A 25,164-nucleotide genomic window follows, 5' to 3' on the forward strand; every position below is an offset into this window, starting at 1 on the left:
ATGAACTAGCAATTGATTTTCAGCTTTAAAATTTATTCTTCTATCCTACCATGTTTTCTCAAATTGCTTCCTCCTGATTCTGTCAAGGCATCTCCCATATCCGCCCGTGCTTGTTCAGCAAATTGATTCATTTGAGCGACTATTTCCGGGTTTGCTGCAGCCACATCTGTTGTTTCATTTGGATCGGAAGACAGGTCAAAAAGTGCTGCTTTTTCCAGGTTCAGCATGTGGTATTTTACAGGAATCCCGTCATTTCTCATGACTGTACCTTCTGGTATACTGCGGTAGGAATGTGGCATAACCATTTTCCATTTCCCATAGATCACGGCCTGTAGTTCGTTTCTGTTGTAATAGGCATAATAGGGTTTTGGTTCCATTTCTTGACCCTCCAACATTGGAAGAATACTTCTTCCATCAATCGGTAAATCAGGCAGTTTTGAGCCGGTAATTTCCGCCAGCGTGGGAAGAATATCAATGGTCATCGCGGCTTGGTTTTCCACTTTCCCGGCAGGAAAGTGATTTGGCCATACAAATATTCCTGGTTCCCGGATGCCTCCATCCCAAGAAGTTCCTTTTCCTTCACGAAGTCCTGCGGTTAAGCCTGCATGACCTCCATAGGAAAGCCAAGGGCCATTATCCGAAGTGAAAATGATCATGGTATTGTCGGCCAGGCCTAATTCCTCCAATTTTTTTCTAACCTGGCCCACAGACCAATCCACCTCCATCATCACATCTCCATATAAACCTTGTTCTGACTTGCCTTTAAATTTATCTGAAACGAAGAGTGGCACATGTGTCATGCTATGAGCGAGGTAAAGGAAAAATGGCTGGTCTTTACTCTGTTCAATAAATTCCAAAGCCTTCTCGGTATAGTTGGTGGTCAGCATACTTTGATCGTCCAAAGTGTCAATTACTGTTGCGTTTTGAAACAAAGGAAGCGGAGGGTAATAATCCTTTACTTCTGGATGATGTGGCCACATATCGTTAGAATAGGGTAAGCCATAATAAGAATCAAATCCTTGCTCGGTTGGTAAAAAGGGAGCCTGATGTCCTAGATGCCATTTCCCCACCATGCCCGTTGTATATCCGTTGGCTTTTAGCATTTCTGCTATGGTAGTTTCCTCTGGGTTCAACCCATGTTTTGCAGTATGGTCTAAAGCACCGAAAATTTCTAATCGATTGGCGTAGGTGCCAGTCATAAGTGCTGCTCTGGAGGCAGAACAAACAGCGTGGGGAACATAAAACTGATTGAATCGGACACCATCAGCAGCTAGTTGATCAAGGTGAGGGGTTTTCCACTGGGTAGCTCCATATACGCCCAAATCCCCATATCCCATATCGTCTGCAAAAATCAATACGATATTAGGTTTGTCTGGAGTCTCCGGTGTTTCCGTTTCTAATGTTCTGTTTTGGCAGGAAGTAAACCCGACCAAAGCTGTAAATAAAGAGAGGTATATGGAGTTTTTAAATCTCATGTTGTACTAATATTCTATTATTTTTGTTGAAGGTTGGACCAGATCATATCGCCAATTTTTTCTCCCTGTTTCACTCCTTCTTCTATGGCATCCCTAAAATGAATTCCTCCATATAATCTGGAAATTGCAGCTTCTTCAGAAGCTAGGAGAAAAGATTTAAATGGCCTTTCTGGCAAGCCAAAATAAGTCTCTGAACTGTCTATAAATTCAAAGTTATCTCCGAAATAGCCTGTTAATACTACTGCAGAGGCTCGACTGATTACTGAATGTCCAGAGGTATATTCAGGAAATGGCGGAGTTTGAAGGATGGGTCTCCAACGTTGATCCATTTTTTGATTAATCACCGTTTCAGGGCAAATTCGATCGGTGTCATATTTGGCTTTCCAGCAGGAGATAAATGCATCATGTAAAGTCATTCCCACCAATGCATGGATGTAGGCGGTTTCCACAAAAGACAACTCAGCCTTTTGGGCTGCTATCCCTGTAATCCCCATCCAATGACCTCCGGGTGAGATTTTTTTAACACCTATGGCCATATGGCCTGAAAATTCAACCTTAAATGGATTACAATCCCAAAAATTGGCGATGAGAATTTTTCCTCATCCAGCTCATTCGTGGTGTTGTACACCTCCATCAATTGCTTATGAAAAGAGCTTCCTTCTGACATGTCAAATGGAGCCATGGGTGCCGGTTTGAATTTTTCCAAATCCTGGATGAAAAAGGGTCGGATGGTTTTCCATTCTGGTTCTATTGCTGCGATATAGGCCGGTGGGGTGGGATACCAGTAACCTTCACCTTTTTTAGGGGTATAGCGAGTTAGGGTAGAGAGTTGAAGATACCCATCTTTCTTGGCTACTTCCATTACTTTATCCGCTACTTCTGTCGCTAAGTCAATATGGGATTGAAGGTTTTTTTGCTCACGATCTTTGCCTTCAACGCTTTAGCTATCCAATCCTGTTGTTTTCCTTCCAGCAAGTAGCCAGATGGCATGATGGCTTTTCCAACTTTCATGAAAGCCAGTATGGCAGCAAATTCTGGAGAATGAATTTTATGGTTGCTGATATTCCAAGTGTGCCCTGATAGATAGGTGTGTTCTAATAAACTCTGATGTTGAAATTGAGCCCCTTGGCTTTTACTTACTAAATAGGCTGCCAAACTTGTATAAGCATAAATTCTTGCAGCCACTGGAGGACTTGCCACATCTGTCACCATGACTTCTGTGATATGAAAATACTCCTCTGCGAATGTTTTAGGCCAATCCGTTTCCTTTGAACTTGCGAAAGTATTTCCAAGTACCAAAAGGAAACCAAGCAATTGAAAAAGATATGTGTTGTTGGTAATCTCATTTTAATTGAAAGCTTTGCAGAGGCTGTTGGTTGACGCCTACCAAGATTTGAGTACCTAAATCAGTTTGGATATGCAAGATTGATTTGATGTCACCTTTGATGGAAACACCGGATTCAGCAGGAGATAAGGGACGGAAGTTTCCATTTCCATCTCCTAACATGACGAGACCTAAGCCAGCGTCGATCACTCCAATTCGTATCCTTGTGAAAGATTGGTTTCCTCCTAAAATGAGGTCCTGATTCCCATCTTTATTGACATCTATAGGCAGAATGGCATAAATGGGGAAAGATTGAGCAATTCTAGGTAATGGTTTAACAATAAAACCTGATCCAGTATTTTCTAAATAAACCGACTCTAAGGTATTGGCCTCAAGTATTTGTGCACTCTCCAATTCTTTGGAAGAAAATAAATCCTGCATCGTTGCTTTTGAGTAGGATGCATAATCAGTAAACCGACTTCTCATACCGACCATTTGATCCAATAATTCATCCCTACTTGGAAATGGATACATTCTATCTCCTACAAAACATTCTAAAATCGGATCTATGGAACCATTTTGGTCAAAATCTGAAGCATATAATCTCAACGATTTGTTTTCGTTAGCTTCAAATTGAGAGTTTAAACCAAAGTTTCCGGCGATCAAATCAAGATCCCCATCTCCATCCATATCTGCTTTGCTGAGACTTCCCCACCAACCCGAAAGCTCATTGTTGAAATAGGAAGATGTTTGATTTTGAAAACCGGAATCGGTATTGATCAAAATAGTAATAGGTAGAAATTCACCTACGAGAACCAAATCCATTTTTCCATCCGCATTCAGATCTAGTTTTTCTGATCCCGTGATCATTCCTATTTTCCCTTCCTCAGGCAAATAGGAAGATGTTTGATCTGTGAAATTCCCTTTCCCATCATTGATTAGGACTTTACTAGCAGGGATAATCGGATACCTCCCGGGAATTAGTTTAGCACCGACAAAAAGGTCTGCTGCTCCATCTCCATTGATATCTATGGATTGAGCGGTTCCAGTACTGAATTTATAGGTAGGATAGCTGGATTGGCGAACAAGTTTACCTGTCCCATCATTGAGGTATAAGCGATCGTTTAAAGCATCATCAGAACCTATGTAATCATGGTATCCTCCACTTCCCAAGAATAAATCCTGATTTCCATCTCCGTTAAAGTCCTCAAAAATCGCCCCGGCATCTGTAAATTCTGTCGAGCTTCTGAAGCCAGCGTATTCAGTCCATTTCCCTTCAGAAAGGGAATATATTTTTCCTGGGTTCCCTTTTTCTCCTCCCACAAAAACCTCAGGATTTCCATCCTTATTTAAGTCCCCACTTGCCAAGATGGGATGGATATAACTTGCCATCGTAAGCATTAAAGGTTGACGTTTGAAGTCATTAAAATTGGGAGGAGTGGGGGTGTAAGGAGGGGTATTTGAAATCTTAGAAAGGAGGGGAGCTGTTGTTTCTACACTTTTGGTGGAGGAAGTACTTTCTTTGTTTATTTTAATAAACTGGTTAGGTTGAATATTCTGAATGGTTTGAATGGTACCATCAGGCCAGCTGATCTCAATGTTATCTATCTGTTGATCATTTCCAATACCTGCATGAATTCGGGGACTTACAGAAGATTGAAACCCACGAACGGGTTGGACTTCAAAAGTCTGGGTTAGGGTATTCGAACTAATTTCAACCTTTGCTCCGATGCCGAAGGTATTTTGATCCTGCGAGGAAAGTGATAGTTGAATCCAGTTCGACTTGCCATTTTTATTTTCATATAAACTGGCAAAATCATTTAAGTTACTTACCACCAAATCTAAATCTCCATCATTATCTAAATCCGCATATACCGCTCCCGAAGAAAACCCTTTTTCATCCATTCCCCAATCGTCCGACCGGTCTTTGAAATCCAGGTTTCCCTGGTTCTCGAAAATATAATTATGCACAGGGGTGGAAGTCATAGAAGTGACCAAGTGTAGCGTATCAGCTTTTTCTTTGGCTATGGCCTGTTGGAAATAATAATCTCCTTTGTATTTCAAGAAGTCTCGGTTGGTGTAATCCCGAAAGTACCCATTGCTGATAAATAGGTCTTTATTGCCACTGTTCGTGGCATCAAAAAACAAAGCGGACCAACTCCAATCACTATTTGAAATATTTGCCAATTGACCGATTTCAGCAAAGTTTCCGTCTCCTTGGTTCAATTGAAGCATGTTTCGCATATTTTGATGATAAAATCCCTCTTGGATCATCAATGCGTATTGCTCATAATTTTCAGGTCCATACAATAGTTTTTGCCGTTCATTATCCTCTGGCAGCATATCCAAGGTATAGATATCCAAATTCCCATCGTTGTTGATGTCTGAGATATCAGCCCCCATAGAAAAATGGGATATGTGCTGAAAATACTCCTTCATTTGGTCCGAAAATGTCCCGTCTTTCTGATTCATGTATAGGTAATCAGGCTCTATGTAGTCATTGGTGACTAATAGGTCAGGCCATCCATCTTGGTTAATATCAGAAACCACTACACCCAGGCCAAATCCTAATGCAGAACCTTTGATACCTGCCTGTTCACTGATATCAACAAACTTGCCCTGGTCGTTTCTATAGAGTTTGTCACCGGCATAGGGGTGCCGAATGTTTTTGACTTCACTAAACTCCAATTCGTTGATTACTTCTATGTGGTGATTGAGAAGAAACATGTCCAAATCACCATCCCGATCAAAATCAAAGAAAACAGCTTGAGTACTATTGGATGGGTCAGCAAGTCCATATTTTTCCGCTTCTTCACTAAAAGTAAAGTCCCCCTGATTGATCCAAAGCTCGTTTTTTCTGAATTCGGGACTTCCTTTTCCCGAATAGCAAACATAGATATCCAACAGACCATCCGCATTGACATCTGCCATACTGACCCCAGTGGTCCAAACCTCTTTACCGGCAACTCCCGCAGCCTTGGTTTTGTCCTCAAATTTCCAATTTCCCAAGTTCTTGAAGACTTTATTGGGACTCATGTTTCCTGTAAAAAGAGGTCTTCTAAACCATCATTATCCAAGTCACCTACAGCTACACCCCCTCCATTGTAGAAGTATTCATAGCGAAGGATATTGTTTTTTTGGTCTTCTTTTAATTGGTTTTTAAAAGTAACTCCCGCTTTTTTAGTTGAGATTTTTTCAAAAAGGGGAGTGTTAGCACTTTGTGCCAGTAGCGTATTTCCCTGAGTGATATAGACTAAAATCCCCAGAACAATGATGCTTGTCTTGGATTTAAATAGGAAATTCATGTAGTTAATTTGAAGAGTTTTAACTCAATCGATTGATGACATCTTCAAACAGTTTTTCGTTTACAACTGCAACCCCTCCCAAAAGTCCAACATCTTCACCTAACTGATAGAGTGCTAATTGGGACTTTTCTCGGGATTTTGCCATACTGTAAATGTTTAGTGCTTGTTGGATTGGCGTAATCAAATATTGATTGGCCTCTGCCACGGAACCTCCAATGATGATTAACTCAGGGTTTAATAACTGAATTAATATAGAAATACCTCTACCCAAATCAAGGCCTGCCTCTGAAAGAATGGTGATCGCTCTTTGATCGCCTGCAAGAGCAGCTTCTACTACTAAAGCTGGTTCGAGTTCCCCTTTGTGGTCTCTCACCATTCTAGCCAAAATACTGTCTTTGTCTAGTTTAATAGCATCTTCAGCCATTCTGACGATTGCTGTTCCTGAAGCAACCGCTTCCAAACAACCTTTCTTCCCACAAATGCAGGTAACATCGCGTGATTCAAATATTGGAGAATGCGAAAATTCACCGGCAAATCCAGAAGCACCCTGATACAATTTACCATCAATAATTATTCCTAAGCCAATTCCCCAACCCACGAATATCCCTAGGACATTTTTGTGAGAATGATCTGAACCAAATTTGAACTCTGCCAAGGTCATTGCCCGGGCATCATTCTCCATGTATATTTTCTTGGAAAACCGTTCCTCAAGATTTTCAATGAGAGACTTTTTCCCAAATCTTAGATACGTGTAGTTGACGCCTCCTACAGAGTCCACTAAACCAGGCATAGAGATCCCAATGGCAATCACTTTTTCAGGCTTGATTTCTGTCCTTTTCAAGTAAGAATCAATCAAATCACATAGATGATCAAAAGTCTCTTTTTCATTATCCAATGTGATCTTATGGCTTTCTTTAGGATAGGCTAACGTTTGATTACATGAATAAAGCGCAAAATTCGCTTGGAACTTGGATAAATCTACTGACAATACATAGAAGGCATCTTCAGCCAATCGGTATAAATCAGGCTTTCTTCCTCCTTGGGATTCAGCTCTACCGTGTTTGATTACTTCCCCAGAAGTCATCAAATCAGATAACAAGGCATTGACAGTTGGAAGAGAGATCCCTACTTCGGCACAAATTTCACTTGCAGTGTTTGCACCTTTCAGGTATAAGTTTTTAATGATTTTAATCTTATTAAGATAGCTCTTGATTTCGACGACACCGTCCATCTTATCAATAACTTCTTGCGGGTTTATTAGATGCATAAGTCTGAATTGATCTCTAATTAAGGTATTTTTTTGATTTCAAAAAAGCACTTATTTAAAAAAATATAGAAACATGTTTGTCTTTTTTATGGGAATTGAAATTAATTCCTTGAAGAAGTTGATTTCAGCAAAAGAATTGAATGAAAGATTTCCACTTCCTCAATTTTTCCCACTCTCATACCGGTAAAAAAGAAGGGGTATAGAGTTAAAAAAAGCCCGGTAAACCGGGCTAAAAAATTTTTAATAAGTCAGTCCGTAGCTCAATCACCCTTAAAATAAACTTAGTAGTCAAAAAAATGTCTAGCGGACAAGTTTTAAAAGTTCATTAATTTAAACATAAATATCTAAACATCAAAATATTACATGTAAAAAACATTTTGAATTATCTAAAATGTTTCTTGGGTGAAATTGGTCTATTGACCCTTTTGTTAATTGAATCTGATTACTTGATTTTCCTCTTTTTCAACCACTACCTCATCTTCTTTATAATTAATCAAATCCTCCAATCTTCCAGACGGATTGTAATATCTCCAAGTACCCTCTTTCTTCCCATCTTTCATGGTCCCTTCGGATGCTTTTCTACCATTTTCATGGTAAAAAGTCCAAATTCCTTCAGCTTTTCCTTGCTTATAACTTCCCTCAGATTCTTTTTTACCTGTTACGTAGTAAGTAATCCTAGTGCCATTTCCGTCCTTTAATGTGCCTTTATCATAGGTTTCTGTGCCATCGTAAGAATAATATTCTCCAATGTTTAGCAATTTCCCGGACTCCCAAAATTCCTCTTGGGTAAGTTTTTTATTATCATAGAACAAACCCCAAATCCCATCCTCTTTACCTAGTTTATAAGTCCCTACAGACTTTAACTGGCCTCCATCATAATAGTAAAACCATTGCCCTTCTTCCAGCCCCAAGTTGAAGCTGCCTTCTGCTATCAAGATTCCGATTTTATTGAAGTATTTCCATACTCCACTTTGTTGATCATTTCTATATTCGCCTATGGAATAAAGTTCCCCATCAGGAAAATAGCTTTTCCAGAGACCTGTCTTCATTCCTGAGGCATAATTTCCAAGAACGGAAGGTTCGCCGGTACTATGGTATTCCACATATTCTCCTACAGGAATCCCTAACTCAAAGGTTTGTCTTTTTGAAAGGCTTTTGTTTGGGAAATATTCTTCCCAAGTTCCCTCTGCAATCCCATTTTTATATTTTTCCCATCTAGCCATCCGGCCATTTTCATAATAATAGGTCCAATCACCTGTCTTTTTCCCATATTGATCATAGGTCTCTTCAGCTTCAAGTCTATTGTTTTCAGGGTAATATCGTTTCCAAGTACCAACTTTTACCCCGTTGGAATACTTGCCTTCTTCTATGGGTCTATTTGGATAGAAGTAGCGTTTAAATTCTCCGTCTAGCTGCCCATTTTTATAAGTAGCTTCTATAATTAATATTCCTTCTGGATCATATTCTAGGTAAGGGCCTTCTCTTTTGTTTTCTTTGAAATATTCTACTATGGCTGTTTCACCGAATTCATGGTAAGTAACCCACTGACCCGTTTTCATTCCGTTTTCATAGGAGCCTTCTCTTTTGACCTGTTTGAAAGGAATATAATCGGGATTACCTGTCTTCCCATAATATTCAGTGAATTGGCCAACCAAAACACTGTCTTGAAAAATCATTTCTGTCACCAACGCTCCATCTAAATCATAAACTTTGGCGGGGCCAAATAACTTTCCATCCTTATATTCTGCCACTACTTTTTCAGTCCTCTGGCATTATAGGAAGTCCATGTTCCCTCTTTTTGTCCATTTTGAAAATTTCCTTCAGAAAGTATTTGGTTCGTTTTAGGGTTGTAATATTTCCACAGCCCTTCTTTGCTAGAGCCTTCTATCACCCCTGTTGCCATAATTGTAGAATCAGGGCTGTAAAGCTTCACTATGGAAGATTGTTGGGCAAAAAGAGAGAATGAAAATAAGGTTGCACCTAGAATCAGGATAAATTTCATATATATACTATTCTTTCAGGAAATTGTGAATTGTAGGTTATCACTCAAAATAAGAAAATAAAATCATCGATTTATCGATTGTGATAAGTTTACGTCAATCTCAAATTTCAGGTTTGTTTTGTTAACTAAATCGTAGAAAGGTAATTGACAATCAAATCTATTTCTTTCGCGATTTTTGTGGTGATTTCATGGTTATTCCCTTCCACTTCAATTTCTTTAATCCAGACATTTAAAGTTCCGGCCTCAATCATTTCAGGATACTGGGACTTTATTTTTTGGTTTTCAAGAATTAATCCTGGGTAATCCCAGGGACTTTCTGTAATTCCAAAATAAAAATTATTCTCGTAAAGAAACGATGAAATCTTTTGGTAATTTTTCTCTCCGGCAAGAATTATCAAAAATAACCCATGGCCAAACCAGTTTAAAACTCGAATATTTAGACCTGTTTCAGGGTCGGAAATTCGGATGATGTCCAATACATGATAAGGCATCCCCAACAAGTCATTTCCTCTGGAAAGTTTTTTTGATTTATGTTTCAGGCAAATTGCCCTCAAGTCCCCTTCAGCAATTGTCTCGGCCACTTGGGAGAATATATCCCAAAATTGAAGTTTAAGTCGATGAAGCTTTTTAATACCTGTTGGTCTTTCCAAAGCTCCAGGTCAGGATGTTGGTCAGTTTTATTCATGTCACCATGTCAATAATGCAGATGCCCATGTGAAACCTGAACCAAATGCTGCCAAACAAACCAAGTCACCCTCTTTTATTCTACCTTGTTCCCAAGCTTCACTCAAGGCAATTGGAATGGTTGCCCCAGTGGTATTTCCATAATACATGATATTGTTGAACACTTTTTCATCGGGGAAGTCCAATTTTTGCTGGATGTATTGGCTAATACGCAAGTTGGCTTGATGAGGGACCAGTAAATCTATTTCTTCTTTGGTTTTACCGTTTGCTTCTAAGGCTTCATTGATCACTTCAATGAACCGGACGATGGCGTGTTTGAAAACCACATTTCCATTCATCTTTAAAAAGAAACTACCGGAATCAAATAATTCTTTGGAATAACGATCTTCTCTGGAACTTCCTGGGTCTTTGCAATAAAGTTCCTCTGCAAAATTACCGTCCGCATGTAAATGTGTGGAGAGAATGCCTGAATCATCTTGATCTGTTGCACTCAAAACCACAGCACCAGCTCCATCAGCAAAAATCACAGCGCTTGACCTGCCTTCATTGCTTTTATCCAATCCTGAAGATTGAATTTCTGCTCCCACTACCAATATGTTTCGGTACATGCCAGTTTTGATAAATTGGTCTGCTACCGACAAGGCATATATAAATCCTGAGCAGGCATTTCTGATGTCTAAAGCTCCAATACCCGGGATTCCCAGTTCACGTTGTAACAGGACCCCATTCCCAGGCACATAATAATCGGGTGTAACTGTCGCAAAAACGATGAAATCCATGTCTTTTGCTTCTAATCCAGCTCTTTTCAATGCCATGATTGAAGCGTCTTTGGATAAACTGGTAACGGTATCTACTCCAGGTGTAAACCATCTTCTTTGTTCAATTCCCGTCCGTTCTACAATCCAATCATTATTGGTATCCATCATACCTGATAATTCCGTATTGGTCACAATCCTTTCAGGCAAGGAATGTCCCACTCCTAAAATTTTGGATTTCTTCATCTCTCCTTGGGTTTATTAAAAATGAGTTCAAATATGAGGATATGATCGCTCTCTTACAAAATACTCAGATGAACAATAAAAAGTTTAGAATTAGCCAAACAAGGTGTAATTCCCATGTTGGTCCATCGGAGATGTTTTTCGCATGACGGCAGGGGTGTCATTCTGAACAGAATTCACCAAAGGTGAGACGGTGTAGCTCAAGAGGAAATCGGAAGATATTGGCTCAAAAGGCTTTTAAGTTCATCCACTTTAGAGTAACTATCCAACCATTTTTTTCACCTTCTTTATTCAAAATGACAGGCATTCTATCATGCACATCGGAAACAACCTCATTAGGGGTGGTAGTCAAGATCAAGAAGGTATGTTGGGTTTCTCCATTTACAGATTCGTACTCTTCCCAAATGCCTGCCATGGAGAACAATTCTCCTTCTCTCATGGTAAAGCGGTAAGGGATTTTTGTTTTTTTTCCAAGTTTTTTCCATTCATAAAAACCGTCGGCAGGAATTATACATCGTCTTTTTTGGAAAAAACTTTTAAAGGAAACTTTTTGATCTACAGTTTCGGATTTGGCATTGATCAATTTCAATGCGACTGGTTTGTTTTTACCAAATTCTGGTGTAATTCCCCAATAAAAATAAGAAAAACCATTTGGGCTGGCCGAGGTGATGACTGGTACCAACTGGGTAGGGGCGATGTTATATCTGGGATGAAAATCAGAAAGCATCTCAGCCTGGAACCTCTCTTCCAATTCAATTTTACTTTTGCTTAATGAATAACGTCCACACATATAGAATATAACTTGATTAATAAGCTGGAAGTTAGATATCCTTGGTTATAAATTCAACAGCCCGAGACTCAGAATAATAAGGTTTTTCAGAATTTGCTACTGTGAAACCCACATGGCCCCCTTGTTTTGGGAATTCAAAGTATACAGTGTCCAGATTTTTAGCAAGTTGGGAAGGGTAGCATAAATCACTAAGAAAAGGATCATTTAATGCGTTTAGAACGAGTGTGGGCACTTTTATGTGCTCTAAAAAATAGAGGGAGGAGTTGATTAAATAATATTCTTCGGCATCGGCAAATCCATGAAGTGGTCCTGTTAAATAATCATCAAAATCTGCCAAAGTTTTTATGTTTTTCAACATTTGGACAGGGATTTCACTTGGATGGGTCTTTGATTTCAGAATAACCTTTTCTTTTAAGGTTTTCAGAAACCGCTTAGAATATAAGGTGTTTTCCACGGAAGAGATTTTTTTACTCGCACTGCTTAAGTGCAATGGAACTGAAATAGCTACTCCTTTTCGTATTTTATCAGAGATAAATTCCTGTTCACCTAAATATTTTAAAATTAGATTTCCTCCCAAAGAAAAACCAACCAAAGAGATTTCATCATAGTCATTTTCAACATGCTTGATGACTGTATTTAAATCATAGGTAGCACCCGAATGGTAGAAAATAGGTTGTTGATTGAGTTCTTCACCGCAGCCTCGATAATTCCAAGCAAGCACGTCAAAACCATTTTTTAGAAAAATTTTACACATTCCCAGAATGTAGGCACGGGAACTATTTCCTTCCAGGCCATGGTTTACGATTATCAATTGGGAGCTGCCTTGTTTGTACCAATCTAAATCGAGAAAGTCTCCATCTATGGTAGTAATTCTCTCACGAATAGGCTTTTCTAGCTCCACTTTCCTGAATAAGGCAGGATAAATAGTTTCCAAATGGCGATTAAAAAGCCATCTTGGTCTTTGGTAAATGCTGTCTGTAATTAAAGGCATATCAGGGGATTGGTAAATAAAGGCTGAAATGCAGGGGGAAAATACTAGTTTTAAATTTGAATAAAGACATTATAAAAACTATTTTTGGACACTTTAAAAACGAATAGAGCGCAATAACTCATGGCCGAAATTATTAGAATGCCTAAAATGAGCGACACCATGGAAGAAGGTGTGATCGCTGCATGGTTGAAAAAAGTAGGGGATACTGTTAAACCAGGAGATATTCTGGCGGAGGTTGAAACTGATAAAGCAACAATGGAGCTTGAATCCTACGACGAAGGTGTGCTTTTATATATAGGAGTAAAAGAGAAAGATTCTGTACCTGTCAATGGCGTTATAGCTGTGATAGGTGAAAAAGGAGAAGATTATGAACACCTTTTGAAAGGTGCTGATAGTTCATCCGATAAAAAAGAGGAAGCTCCTAAATCTGAAGAAAAAGCTCCAGAACCAGCAAAAGCTGAGGCTCCTAGCGAAAGCATTGATACTTCCAATATTAATGCGACGGTTATCACTATGCCTAAAATGTCCGACACTATGCAAGAAGGTACGATTGCCTCTTGGTTGAAAAAGGTGGGTGATGAAATTAAGTCTGGTGAGATCATCGCTGAAGTGGAAACAGACAAAGCAACCATGGAGCTGGAAAGCTATGACGATGGAACGTTGCTTTACATCGGGGTAGAAGCTGGAGATAGCGTGCCTGTAGATGGAGTAATCGCTGTGATTGGAGAAAAAGGTGCCGACTTCGAAACTCTTTTAAAAGCTCAACAGCAAAGTTCATCAGAACCAGCGCCTGCACCAAAAGAAGAATCCGCACCTGCACCAAAAGCAGAGCCAGTCGCAGAAACAAAATCTGCACCTGCTTCTACTGCACCTGCAGCCACTACTGCAAATGGAGAAAGAGTGAAAGCTTCTCCGTTGGCTAAAAAGATTGCTGAAGAAAAAGGATTGGATATTCGTCAAGTGAGCGGATCTGGTGAAGGAGGAAGAGTTGTCAAAAAAGACGTAGAAAACTTCGTTCCTGCTGCAGCTCCTCAAGCAGCACCAGCAAGTGCAGGGGCTCCTGCAATTGGACAGGAAAGCTATAAAGAGGAAAAAGTTTCTCAAATGCGTAAAGTAATTGCTAAGAGACTTGCCGAAAGTAAATTTGGTGCTCCTCATTTCTATCTGACCATGGAAATCAACATGGATAAGGCGATAGAAGCTAGAAAGAGCATGAATGAAATTGCATCTACCAAGATTTCATTCAATGACATGGTAATCAAAGCTACTGCAGCAGCTTTACGTCAACATCCAAAAGTAAATTCAAGTTGGTTAGGCGATAAAATCAGATATAACGAGCATATCCATATCGGTATGGCAGTGGCGGTAGAAGAGGGATTATTAGTTCCTGTGATCAGATTTGCTGACAACTTATCGTTATCTCAGATTTCTGCTCAAGCAAAATCTTTGGGAGGAAAAGCGAAAAACAAAGAATTGCAACCTAAGGACTGGGAAGGAAACACCTTCACTATTTCTAACTTAGGTATGTTTGGTATAGAAGAATTCACTGCGATTATTAATCCACCAGACGCATGTATTTTGGCAGTTGGAGGAATTAAGGAAACTGTTGTTGTGAAAGATGGTCAAATGCAAATTGGAAATGTCATGAAAGTGACCTTGTCTTGTGACCATAGAGTTGTGGACGGTTCAGTTGGTTCAGCATTCTTGATCACCTTAAAGAATCTTCTTGAGGATCCTGTAAGAATCTTAGTATAAAAATCTAAATACCTGTCAAAAAGTCCTGTTTTCAGGACTTTTTGCTTTTTGTATGGTTATTGTCAGAAAGCAACCTTAAAAATGCTATTTGCTTTGAAAGTGATTTTTCCAAGTGAAGCATTTTGAATCATCGCTTTGTTAATGAATAGAGAATCATGGAAAGAATTAAATCAACCACAGTCGTAGCAATTCGCCATAATGGAGAAGTAGTGATCGGTGCAGATGGCCAAGCTACACTAGGAAATACCGTTGCAAAAAGCACAGTAAAAAAACTGAGAGTACTTCAAGGAGGCAAAATTGTGACTGGCTTTGCCGATCAACTGCTGATGCTTTCACCTTGTTGGAAAAATTCGAAGAAAAATTGGGTGCTTTTGGCAATAATATGAAAAGGGCAGCAGTGGAACTTGCTAAAGAGTGGAGAACGGACCGGATGCTGAGTAAGTTGGAAGCAATGATGATTGTGGCAGATAAAGAAGATATTTTGATTATCTCTGGAACAGGTGATGTGATTGAGCCAGATATGGAAATCGCTACCATAGGCTCGGGAAGTATGTACGCCCAATCTGCCGCTAGAGCAATGAAACAATTTGCCCCTCACATGTCAGCTGAAGAAATGGTGAGAGAAAGCTTAAATATTGCTGCTGATGTATGTATTTATACCAATCATAATTTGGTGATTGAAAAAGTAATTTGATCACTTGAAAATTATAAAATGAGGCCGGAGTGAATTCTCCGGTTTTTTTGTGCCTAATTTTAAACCTGTTGGCTTGTTTGTCGGTTATCTATAAGATAATTAGCTACAACTTATGACAACGACCGCAGCAAAAAAGAATACAAAAAAGATTTTAAAAAAATTATCCCCGATGTATTTAAGGAATATGTCCTGGAACATGGGGGAACCCCGAAATCAGTATTCAAATTTTCTAAGGACTTAAAAATGAAAGAGGAGGAGTTTTATACCTACTTCACCTCATTTGAAGCCATTAAATCGGCTATTTGGGTAGAGATGTTTGAAGAGACATTATCCCAAATTGAAGCTCAGGAGGTGTTTAAAGAATACTCTGCGAGAGAAAAATTCTTGGGATTTCTATTTACTTGGATTGAAGTTTTGAAAAAAACCGATCCTACCTGCTTAGCCTTTATGGAAGTAATTCTTCCCAAATTACCTCATTACCAAAAGAAGCCTCTGAATTCAAAGAGAAGTTTAAAGATTTTGCCAACGAGATCATTTTGGAGGGAAAAGAGACGGAGGAAATTGCAAATCGCCCATTTATTTCCGAGAAATATGATGAGGCCATGTGGATTCAACTTTGGTTCGTTTTTCAGTATTGGTTGAAAGATCAGTCACCAAGGTTTGAGAAAACAGATGCAGCCATTGAAAAGTCCGTCAATTTAGCTTTTGACTTAATGGGTAAAAGTGCTCTTGACTCGTTTCTTGATTTCGCAAAATTCATGTATCAATCCAAATAAGTCATGACAGGAAATTTAAACGAACAGGAGTCTATTCCAGTTTCCAAAGTTCAGAGAGCGGCAAAATTCATCTCTACAGGCGCAAAAGTAGGAGGGAATTATGTGAAGCATTATGCAAAAAAGGTAGTGAGACCTGGTTTGGATAAAGAAGAGCTTCATCAGAATAATGCCTCGGATATTTATAATTCATTGAGTCAATTGAAGGGTTCAGCCTTGAAAGTGGCTCAAATGATGTCTATGGATAAGAATTTATTGCCAAGAGCATATCAAGACAAATTTACGATGGCTCAGTATTCGGCTCCCCCACTTTCTTATCCTTTGGTGGTAAAAACTTTCCAGAAGTATTTCGGGAAATCTCCTGACCAGATGTATGATACATTTACCAGATCAGCTGTCAATGCAGCTTCTATTGGACAGGTTCATCAAGCGACAAAAGATGGCCAAACCTTGGCTGTTAAAATCCAATACCCAGGCATTGCAGATTCGGTAGGATCAGACTTGAAACTGGTTCGGCCATTTGCGCTTCGATTATTAAACATGAATGAGCGAGAGCTGGATCATTACATGGAAGAAGTGGAGGAGAAGCTCTTGGAGGAAACGGATTATCATTTGGAAGTACAGCGATCGCGAGAAATTTCTTCAGCATGTGCTCATATTCCAAATCTCAAATTCCCTAATTACTACGATGAGTATAGTTCCGACCGAATTATCACCATGGACTGGATTGAAGGGAAACATTTGAAGGAGTGGTTGGAGACAAACCCTTCTCAGGAGGCCAGGAATAAAATCGGCCAAGCCTTGTGGGATTTTTATCACCACCAAGTACATAACCTCAAACAAGTACATGCAGACCCACACCCTGGCAACTTCATTGTTCAGGATTCGGATCAATTGGGAATCATTGATTTTGGATGTGTCAAAGTGATACCTGAAGATTTTTATTCAGGATATTTTGCATTGATTAAAAAGGATTTGTTGATAAAACCACAGGAGTTGGATCAAATCTTTTTTGATCTCGAATTTATATCTGAGAAGGATACCAAAGAGGAACAAGCGTATTTCAAAGGAGTCTTTAGGGAAATGATTTCTTTATTAGGGAAGCCATTTCATGTGGATCGCTTTGACTTTTCAGATGATGGATTCTTTGAACAAATCTTTCAGTTAGGAGATAGAATTTCCAATGATAAGATGTTTAAGAAATCCCGTCAGGCAAGAGGATCCAGACATGGACTCTATATCAACCGCACCTATTTTGGATTGTATAACCTGTTGAACCAATTGCAGGCAGAGATTGATACGACCAAGCCAGATTGGCTGAAATAAAAAAAGGGAAGCAATTTGCTTCCCTTTTTGGTTTATTCTGCAGAGTTGTAGGTGACTCTATAAATAACTCCCGCCATATCGTCTGAGATCAGCATGCTTCCATCTGGAAGCTCCTGAACATCGACTGGCCTGCCCCAGGCTTCCTGACTGGCTTCATCGAGCCAACCTTGGATAAAGATCTCTTCTCCAACTACTTTGGAGTTTCCGTCTAATTTCTCCACTGCGACCACATATCCTGATTTTTTGCTTCTGTTCCAAGAACCATGCTTTGCTACAAAAATGGAGTTGTCATAGCTACTGGGAAACATACCTGCTTCATAAAAACGCATTCCTAGGGGCGCATTGTGGGGGCCCATCAATGCGGCAGGAGCGACGTAGTCAGATTGAGCACCTCCGGCATCTCCAAACTCTGGATCTTTGACATCACCTGCATGCCAATAAGGATAACCAAAATGCTGACCTGCTTCTGTGATTTTATTGAGCTCGCAATTAGGAATATCATCCCCCATCATATCTCTTCCATTGTCGGTGAACCACATATTTCCTGTTTGGGGATTCCAGTCAAACCCTACCGTATTTCTTACTCCATGGGCATAAACTTCCGGCTCTGGATTAGGTGCATTGACATCTAAACGGGTGATACTTGCAAAAATATCCTCTTCTGGGTCACAAATATTACAAGGGGCACCCACTGGCACATAGAGTTTACCATCAGGCCCGAATGCAATGAATTTCCATCCATGATGTGTTTCTGTTGGGAAACCATCATAGACCACCTCATAACTTGGATTGCCCAGATTATTTTTGATGTCTTTGAATCTTAAAATTCGACTTACTTCAGCCACATACAAATCCCCATCTTTATAGGCTACACCATTTGGCATTTGTAAACCTTCTGCCAAGATGAATTTTGAATCAGCTTTGCCATCGCCATTCTCATCAATCACGGCATAAACTTTATCTTCTTGCCTGTTTCCTACAAACACAATCCCTTCCTCTGTAATGGTCATGGCTCTGGCATTTGGAATATCCGCAGCCCAAACATCTATTTTAAAATTGGGAGGCAGTGTAAGTTTATCCAATTGTACTTCCGCTGTTGCCTGAGAAATATCTCTTTTATTGGCAGAATTTACAGTTTGTATGGGTTCAATTTTCACTTCTTTCTTTTGTTCACAACTCATCGTCATAGAAGCTGTTGTCAAAAGCACAGATAATGTTAATGTTGAAATGGTTTTCATGATATTTTATTTTCTACAAGTTAAGTAATCTAAACAATTTCAGAATGTTCAACTTTCAAAGGTATATGAACGGGTTAATCTTTATTTTTGGGGCATGTTATCTATTAGTAATCTCTCTTATTTCATAGGCGGACGTCCTTTATACGAAAATGCCAACCTTCATATCAAGCCAAAAGATAAAATTGGGCTGGTAGGACAGAATGGTACAGGTAAATCTACTCTTCTGAAAATTATTTCCGGAGACTATCAACCTACATCAGGAGAAGTCCAAAAAGCCAAAGATTGTTCCATTGGGTTTTTAAATCAGGATCTGCTTTCTTATCAATCGGATGAAAGTATTTTAAATGTGGCCTTGGCTGCATTTAAAGAGACCTTGGATCTTCAAGATGAAATTGATCAAGTTCTCAAAGAAATGGAAACCGATTATTCGGAAGAAATCATGAATCGGTTGGCGACCTTGCAGGACCGCTTTGAGGCAAACGAAGGGTATACCATCAAAGCAAAGGCAGAAGAAGTATTGGAGGGAATTGGTTTTAAGACCTCCGATCTTCAAAAGCCACTTCGAACATTTTCCGGAGGATGGAGAATGCGTGTGATGCTTGCCAAGCTCCTGTTGGAAAAACCTTCTTTATTAATGCTGGATGAGCCAACCAACCACTTGGATTTACCATCCATTCAATGGGTAGAGAACTACTTGAAGACTTATGAAGGTGCAGTGATAGTGGTTTCTCACGACCAAACCTTTTTGGACAACTGTATCACCAGTACGGTTGAAGTAGCCAATCATACGTTAACACTTTACTCTGGGAATTACTCCTTCTATAAAGAGGAGAAGAAAGAGCGGATGGAGATTCAACAGAATGCGTATGAAAATCAGCAGCAAATGATCAAACAAACGGAAAAGTTCATCGAGCGATTCCGTGCAAAAGCCACTAAATCCAATCAGGTCCAATCTAGGATCAAGGCTTTGGATCGGATGGAACGTGTGCATGAAGTAGTCAATGACGAAGTGTCCGTAAACTTTAAGTTTAAATTTTCAAAGCAATCGGGAAGGGACGTCGTAACCTTGGATAACATCTCAAAAGCCTATGGAGATAATGTTATTTTGAAAAATACTTCAGCGCGAATTGAAAGAGGAGATAAGATTGCTTTGATTGGAGCAAATGGGAAAGGGAAATCAACATTACTAAGAATCATTGATGGTTCAGAAAAAGGAATTACTGGAAGGACTGAAGGGTATAATGTCATCAAGTCATTTTTTGCTCAACATCAACTAGAAGCGCTGACTTTAGACAATGAGATCATTCAGGAAATGTCCCAAGCAGGTAGCGCAAAAACTGAAATGGAACTTCGTGGGGTCTTAGGCTGCTTTTTGTTTTCCAATGAGGAGGTGTTTAAGAAAATTAAAGTCCTTTCCGGAGGGAGAAGTCCAGAGTGGCTTTGGCTAAAACACTGATTTCAGAAGCGAACTTTTTGCTGTTGGATGAACCTACCAATCACCTGGACTTTCAGTCTGTCAATATTCTAATTCAAGCACTGCAGCAATATGAGGGTACATTTGTCACTGTATCTCACGATCGACATTTTATTAAAGGGGTGGCGAATAAGATTTGGTATATTGAAAATTATGAGATAAAAGAGTACCCTGGAACTTATGAGGAATATGAGTTTTGGAAATCTCAGCAAGTCGAGGAGAAAGAAGCTGATACTCCCAAACCAGCCAAGAAAGAAAAACCTGCTCCCACACAAAGCCAAAATGAAATAAATCAGGCCAAAAAGGAGTTGAAGAAGTTAGAAGAAAATCTTTCTAGGATTGAAAAGGAAATAGAAAAGCTGGAGTCTCAGAAAACGGATGTGGAGCTGAAAATGGCTGATCCGGCATTGTATTCCAATGAAGATGAGTTGAAAAAGGTGCAGGATCTTCATCAGTCTATTCATCGAAAAATGGATGATTTGAATTCAGAATGGGAGGTATTGGTAGATGAAATATCGGCTCTTCAGGAAGTCCTGGCTTAACAATTAATGATTACATACCAAAGGAAAAACATGAAGTATGTCCCTGTTTTATTTTTAGCGATTTTATTGGTTTTTAGTACCTATGTGAATGCCCAAGTGGAGGATAAGGTATATAAAGACCATATTCAATCTGTAAGAATATTTCCTTTGGGGCCGACTACTGGGAGCCAATTGGATGCCCCAGTTGTTTCAATTTTGGGAGGAAAACAACTTGTTCTGTTATTTGATGATTTGGCTTATGATCCTGAATTGTATTCAGCAACTTTGATTCATTGTGATGCAGATTGGAAACAGTCAGATTTAAAAAACAATGACTTTCTGGTTCCTTTTAATGAATTTAATATTCAAGATTATGATTATTCGATAAATACTAGAATACCCTATATCCATTACAAGTTTCTTATTCCCCAAGTGACCAAATCAGGGAATTATGTGGTCAAAGTTTATCGTAGAAGAGATCCGGATGATGTGATCCTAACCAAGCGATTTATGGTTTATGAGGATTTGCTGACAGTAGGGGCGGGGATAGTACCTCCATCTCAAACAGCCAATATCCGAGGGCAGCAGCAAATCAACACAGTGGTAAATTATTCAAAGGTGGAGGTTATGAACCCCGAATCACAGGTGAAGGTGATTATTAGGCAAAATCAACGCTGGGACAATGCCAAATACCTGACTAAGCCTACTTTTATCAACCAGAGCTCAAAAACCCTCCGATACGAGGATTTTGATGGAGGGAATGCATTTGATGCCAGTAATGAGTTTCGATTTGTGGATCTCAGGTTTATGAGAGCCACTGGACAGAATGTTGGTGCCATGAGAGTAGAGGAGGATGCAGTTTTTGGCGAATCCTTGGCAAATAAACCAAGGCGGAATGAGGCATACTCCCAATATTTAGATTTGAATGGACAGTATATTGTGGATACAAATGATCGGCCCGGAGGAGACCCAGAACTGGAAAGTCAATATGTCTATATGACTTTTAATGTGGATGTTCCCAAAGGAACTGAGCCCATCTATTTGTTAGGATCTTTGACCAATTGGGGGAAAGCTCCGGAAGCTAAATTTGAGTGGGATGAGCAATTTCAAATCTATAGAACCTCCTTATTGCTCAAACAAGGTTGGTACGATTATCAGTTAGGTTACCTGAAGAATGGCGTATTCGTAACGGAATCATTCGAGGGATCTCATTTTGAAACGGAAAATGTATATGAGGTCTTTGTGTACCTCAGAGCATTAGGATCACGATATGATCAATTGGTAGGCTATTCAGTATTGCAGCCTAATCGAAGGAGGTTATAAAAAAAGCTCCCAAGTTATGGGAGCTTTAGTATATTAATCTTCAGATTCAGTTTCTGAATCATTCTCTTCTGCTGGAGGGGCTACATTTTGTCTTACTCGCTCATTTGGCTTGTAAGGGACGAAGCCTTCTCTTTTGAATTTGTAAGTTTTTGTTCTTGCCCCTGGAGGATGAGTCGCCAAATCCAACATGCCAAAACCTTTATGGGTAAAGGCACCAAGACCACATTTGAAGACGAAATCCTGTACTTCAGGAGCTGCATATAAAGTAAATGGGAGGGTGTAACCACGTACTTCATATTTTACATCCATGTCGTACACTGCATAGATCCTTGCAAATTTCTTTTGTTGTTCCTTCAGTTTATTCACATAAACCATATCAGGAACCACTTGAAATTTGAAGAAAGACTCCATTTGTTCCGGAGTATACCAACCAGAACGCTCCATACGAGTCAAGGTAGATTCGTACAATAGGTCAGAGAACTCATCACTGTCTGGACTGATAAATCGTTTACCAGCTTCTTCATTGAATGCTGGGATGATCAGTACCAAAGGTGAAATACAAACAAACTTATTCGAAGTTTCCAATTCTGGTTCAACTTCAATTTCAGTATACTCAGGGACCAAGATTAAGTTTCCAAGCTCCACTTTAGGAGTGGCAAAAACTTGCTCTAGTAGATAGTCCATGAAATCCTCACTTTGCGAAGATAGTACAAGAGTGACAAGACTGGAATAATAGTGAAGACCGCTTCTGCTTACTTTGGTCTGTCCTTTTAGTCCAGAAAAGTTAAAGAAGTTGTAATTGTAAAATTCTTCTCGTCCACCTTTTACGATCAGTCCCTTTAGGAATTGGGCAAGGATATACTGATGATGGAAAGGCAAATAGGAGCCTTTGTTTTTTAGGGAAAATATAAGTCTAACTCTCACGGTGATTTAAAAATAAATTGAGACAATAGATAAATTAAAATATTTACGTTTTTAGGTGATTAAGAGGCAAAATTACAATTTTTTTCAAGAAAATGTTAAACATTAAATCTAAAATGCATGATATCGCCATCTTTGACCACATATTCTTTTCCTTCTATGGAAATTTTTCCATTTTCACGGCACCCTGCCTCTGTTTTGAATTGTTGATAATCAGCTAGTTTAATGACTTCAGCTTTAATGAAACCTCTTTCAAAATCCGTATGGATTACCCCTGCGGCTTGTGGGGCTTTCCAACCTTTGACAATTGTCCATGCCCTCACTTCTTGAACACCGGCAGTAAAGTAGGTGATTAGATTCAATAACGAATAAGCGGCAGCTATTAGTTTATTGAGTCCACTTTCTTCTAAACCATATTCACCTAAAAATGTCTTTTTCTTCCAAATCTTCAAATTCTGCAATCTGAGATTCTATAGCTGCACAAAGAACGATTACTTCCGCATTTTCTTCTTTTACATTTTCTCTTAACTGATCCACGTATTTGTTACCAGTGAGAATGCTGTTCTCATCCACATTGGCGACATACAATACAGGCTTGATAGTCAATAAATGTAGATCTTTAACTGCCTCTAAGTCTTCTTTCTCTACTTCTACTGAACGTGCATTTTTACCAGAGGTTAAGGCTTCTTTGAAAAGTGTCAGGGTTTCTAACTCTTTTTAGCTTTGGCATCCCCTGATTTGGCGATTTTCTCAGTCTTTAAGATTTTCTTGTCGATGGATTCCAGGTCCTTCAACTGAAGCTCCGTGTCGATCACTTCTTTATCAAAAATCGGATCAACACTTCCTGCTACATGGACGATGTTTTCGTCCTCAAAACATCTGATCACGTGAATGACAGCATCTACTTCACGGATGTTTGCAAGAAATTTATTTCCTAGTCCTTCCCCTTTACTAGCCCCTTTAACAAGACCAGCTATGTCCACAAACTCGATGACAGTAGGGAGTACTTTTTGAGGATTGACCAGTTGTTCTAATATTTTAAGTCTATTATCAGGGACTGTGACTACTCCTACATTAGGTTCGATGGTACAAAAGGGAAGTTAGCAGCTTCTGCTTTTGCACTGGAAAGAGCATTAAATAAAGTGGATTTTCCAACGTTTGGAAGTCCTACGATGCCACATTGTAAGGCCATTAATTAATTATTTAATTTTAAAGATTCTATAGGATTTATACCCTTGATAGAATTCTAAGATAGATACTCTAAATATGGTATAAACTGGGATGGCAAAAATCATCCCGGTTACCCCGGCGATTTTTGCACCCGCAAAGATAACAACAAAAATTTCAAGGGGATGCGCTTTTACAGATTTAGAAAAAATCATGGGTTGTAAGAATACATTGTCTGCCATTTGTACGACCCCAAAAACTGAAATAATTTTTAATAAAAGGAAATTCAGTTCATGGTTTTGTGTATAATCTCCAGTTGATATCCCCACGATAATTCCAAATGATGCACCAAGGATAGGGCCTGCATAAGGAATAAGATTGGCTACAGCTGCAAATAAGCCTATGGTCAAGGCATAATCTACCCCGACTATAGTAAGCCCAAAACTCGCGATGGAAAAGATCGCCAGCATTTGGAGTAAAAGCCCAGATAAATAATTGGAAAGTAGTTTTTCAACCTTTGTGAACGTGGCGACAGATAATTCGAAATAAGGGTTCGGGATTAAATTGAGCAAGTTTCTTCTTAAAAGCCCATTTTCTAAAAGGAAGAAAAAGGTGATAAATAAGACAGCCATCAAACCAATAAATAAACTACTGGTAATGTTTAATACATTGGATATAAAGGCTCCAAAATCAATTCCTTTGATGGTTTCTAATAATTGGGACCTTAATTCTTCAAATAAATAGCCAGGTTGACTCTCGATAAGCTGATATCGGATCAGGAAATTTTCAATTTTTGAAACAGGGTTTCGAACCTCCTGGTAAATGGTGTTTAAATCCAGATCACTCAGGATGATTATTTGGTTATTGATAAGGGGTAAAAACAGAAAACTCAACAATACCAACAACAGGACAATGGATGAATAGGAAACCAAGATGGCCATCCACCTAGGTATATGTTGACCCAAAAGGTGAAAATCGTTCAGTTGGTTCGTCATCGGACGAAGTAGTGCGGCCAGGATAAGAGAAATAACCAGGTATAGGGTAATATTTGAAAAATACCATCCAAATAGTAGGAAGATGGCAATAAATAGAATCAGATAAATAAAAAAGCGCTGCATATCCGGTAAATAAAAAGG

Annotated in this window: 19 protein-coding genes and 4 pseudogenes; 6 read left to right on the plus strand and 17 right to left on the minus strand. The window is 39.2% G+C overall.

What is annotated here, in order from left to right:
• Positions 1-32: 32 nt before the first annotated feature.
• The 13 genes and pseudogenes from V8V91_RS24965 to V8V91_RS25025 all read right to left on the minus strand — a co-directional run bounded on the left by V8V91_RS24965 (position 33) and on the right by V8V91_RS25025 (position 12,836).
• On the minus strand, positions 33-1,475 hold the full coding sequence (locus V8V91_RS24965; RefSeq protein WP_373397760.1) for a sulfatase: 1,443 nt from the start codon (positions 1,473-1,475) through the stop codon (positions 33-35).
• Between the two features lie 17 nt (positions 1,476-1,492).
• A complete protein-coding gene (locus tag V8V91_RS24970; RefSeq protein WP_373397761.1) occupies positions 1,493-2,011 on the minus strand; it encodes a vanadium-dependent haloperoxidase in 519 nt (172 codons plus the stop codon).
• Entirely contained in the window at positions 2,002-2,337 is a 336-nt protein-coding gene (locus V8V91_RS24975; RefSeq protein WP_373397762.1) for a hypothetical protein, read from the minus strand. Before V8V91_RS24975 ends, V8V91_RS24970 begins: the two co-directional genes overlap by 10 nt.
• Before the next feature lie 23 nt (positions 2,338-2,360).
• Positions 2,361-2,789: a hypothetical protein gene (locus V8V91_RS24980; protein ID WP_373397763.1), complete on the minus strand. Its 429-nt coding sequence runs from the start codon at positions 2,787-2,789 to the stop codon at positions 2,361-2,363.
• Between the two features lie 28 nt (positions 2,790-2,817).
• On the minus strand, positions 2,818-5,835 hold the full coding sequence (locus V8V91_RS24985; RefSeq protein WP_373397764.1) for a VCBS repeat-containing protein: 3,018 nt from the start codon (positions 5,833-5,835) through the stop codon (positions 2,818-2,820).
• Positions 5,832-6,104 carry a hypothetical protein gene (locus V8V91_RS24990; RefSeq protein ID WP_373397765.1) on the minus strand — a complete coding sequence of 91 codons (273 nt, stop codon included), beginning with the start codon at positions 6,102-6,104 and terminating at the stop codon, positions 5,832-5,834. The genes V8V91_RS24985 and V8V91_RS24990 overlap by 4 nt, the downstream gene beginning before the upstream one ends.
• Positions 6,105-6,123: 19 nt before the next feature.
• On the minus strand, positions 6,124-7,371 hold the full coding sequence (locus V8V91_RS24995; protein ID WP_373397766.1) for an ROK family protein: 1,248 nt from the start codon (positions 7,369-7,371) through the stop codon (positions 6,124-6,126).
• Positions 7,372-7,799: 428 nt separating this feature from the next.
• Positions 7,800-9,122, minus strand: coding sequence for a toxin-antitoxin system YwqK family antitoxin (locus tag V8V91_RS25000; protein WP_373397767.1), 1,323 nt, complete (start codon positions 9,120-9,122; stop codon positions 7,800-7,802).
• A complete protein-coding gene (locus V8V91_RS25005) occupies positions 9,122-9,373 on the minus strand; it encodes a hypothetical protein (protein ID WP_373397768.1) in 252 nt (83 codons plus the stop codon). The genes V8V91_RS25000 and V8V91_RS25005 overlap by 1 nt, the downstream gene beginning before the upstream one ends.
• A gap of 125 nt (positions 9,374-9,498) precedes the next feature.
• On the minus strand, positions 9,499-10,023 hold the full coding sequence (locus tag V8V91_RS25010) for a hypothetical protein (protein WP_373397769.1): 525 nt from the start codon (positions 10,021-10,023) through the stop codon (positions 9,499-9,501).
• Positions 10,024-10,059: 36 nt separating this feature from the next.
• Positions 10,060-11,058: a 3-oxoacyl-ACP synthase III family protein gene (locus tag V8V91_RS25015; protein ID WP_373397770.1), complete on the minus strand. Its 999-nt coding sequence runs from the start codon at positions 11,056-11,058 to the stop codon at positions 10,060-10,062.
• 90 nt (positions 11,059-11,148) lie between these two features.
• Positions 11,149-11,845: pseudogene (locus tag V8V91_RS25020) on the minus strand (SOS response-associated peptidase).
• A gap of 31 nt (positions 11,846-11,876) precedes the next feature.
• Positions 11,877-12,836, minus strand: a complete 960-nt coding sequence (locus V8V91_RS25025) for a YheT family hydrolase (protein ID WP_373397771.1) — start codon at positions 12,834-12,836, stop codon at positions 11,877-11,879.
• 120 nt (positions 12,837-12,956) lie between these two features.
• Here V8V91_RS25025 and V8V91_RS25030 point away from each other — a divergent pair, with 120 nt between their 5' ends.
• From V8V91_RS25030 to V8V91_RS25045, 4 genes and pseudogenes are all read left to right on the plus strand, one after another.
• The gene (locus V8V91_RS25030; protein ID WP_373397772.1) at positions 12,957-14,591 is read left to right on the plus strand and encodes a pyruvate dehydrogenase complex dihydrolipoamide acetyltransferase; all 1,635 of its coding nucleotides are present in this window, start codon (positions 12,957-12,959) and stop codon (positions 14,589-14,591) included.
• A 155-nt stretch (positions 14,592-14,746) separates the two neighbouring features.
• A pseudogene (gene hslV, locus V8V91_RS25035) lies at positions 14,747-15,285 on the plus strand (ATP-dependent protease subunit HslV).
• A gap of 467 nt (positions 15,286-15,752) precedes the next feature.
• Entirely contained in the window at positions 15,753-16,061 is a 309-nt protein-coding gene (locus V8V91_RS25040) for a TetR family transcriptional regulator C-terminal domain-containing protein (protein ID WP_373400814.1), read from the plus strand.
• Positions 16,062-16,064: 3 nt separating this feature from the next.
• Positions 16,065-17,384 carry an AarF/ABC1/UbiB kinase family protein gene (locus tag V8V91_RS25045; RefSeq protein ID WP_074223499.1) on the plus strand — a complete coding sequence of 440 codons (1,320 nt, stop codon included), beginning with the start codon at positions 16,065-16,067 and terminating at the stop codon, positions 17,382-17,384.
• Positions 17,385-17,416: 32 nt separating this feature from the next.
• On the opposite strand, the gene V8V91_RS25050 is transcribed toward V8V91_RS25045, so the two are convergent.
• Positions 17,417-18,622, minus strand: coding sequence for a sorbosone dehydrogenase family protein (locus tag V8V91_RS25050; RefSeq protein ID WP_373397773.1), 1,206 nt, complete (start codon positions 18,620-18,622; stop codon positions 17,417-17,419).
• A 94-nt stretch (positions 18,623-18,716) separates the two neighbouring features.
• Here V8V91_RS25050 and abc-f point away from each other — a divergent pair.
• Together abc-f and V8V91_RS25060 are read left to right on the plus strand one after the other, a co-directional pair.
• A pseudogene (gene abc-f, locus V8V91_RS25055) lies at positions 18,717-20,638 on the plus strand (ribosomal protection-like ABC-F family protein).
• Positions 20,639-20,668: 30 nt separating this feature from the next.
• Positions 20,669-21,940, plus strand: a complete 1,272-nt coding sequence (locus V8V91_RS25060; RefSeq protein ID WP_373397774.1) for a DUF5103 domain-containing protein — start codon at positions 20,669-20,671, stop codon at positions 21,938-21,940.
• Between the two features lie 33 nt (positions 21,941-21,973).
• On the opposite strand, the gene cas6 is transcribed toward V8V91_RS25060, so the two are convergent.
• The 3 genes and pseudogenes from cas6 to V8V91_RS25075 all read right to left on the minus strand — a co-directional run bounded on the left by cas6 (position 21,974) and on the right by V8V91_RS25075 (position 25,146).
• Positions 21,974-22,864: a CRISPR-associated endoribonuclease Cas6 gene (gene cas6, locus V8V91_RS25065; protein WP_074223503.1), complete on the minus strand. Its 891-nt coding sequence runs from the start codon at positions 22,862-22,864 to the stop codon at positions 21,974-21,976.
• Positions 22,865-22,959: 95 nt separating this feature from the next.
• Positions 22,960-24,053 (minus strand): annotated as a pseudogene (ychF, locus tag V8V91_RS25070) (redox-regulated ATPase YchF).
• A gap of 7 nt (positions 24,054-24,060) precedes the next feature.
• Positions 24,061-25,146, minus strand: a complete 1,086-nt coding sequence (locus tag V8V91_RS25075) for an AI-2E family transporter (protein WP_373397775.1) — start codon at positions 25,144-25,146, stop codon at positions 24,061-24,063.
• Positions 25,147-25,164 lie beyond the last annotated feature (18 nt).

This window comes from Algoriphagus halophilus (assembly GCF_041729275.1).
Classification (GTDB): domain Bacteria; phylum Bacteroidota; class Bacteroidia; order Cytophagales; family Cyclobacteriaceae; genus Algoriphagus; species Algoriphagus halophilus_A.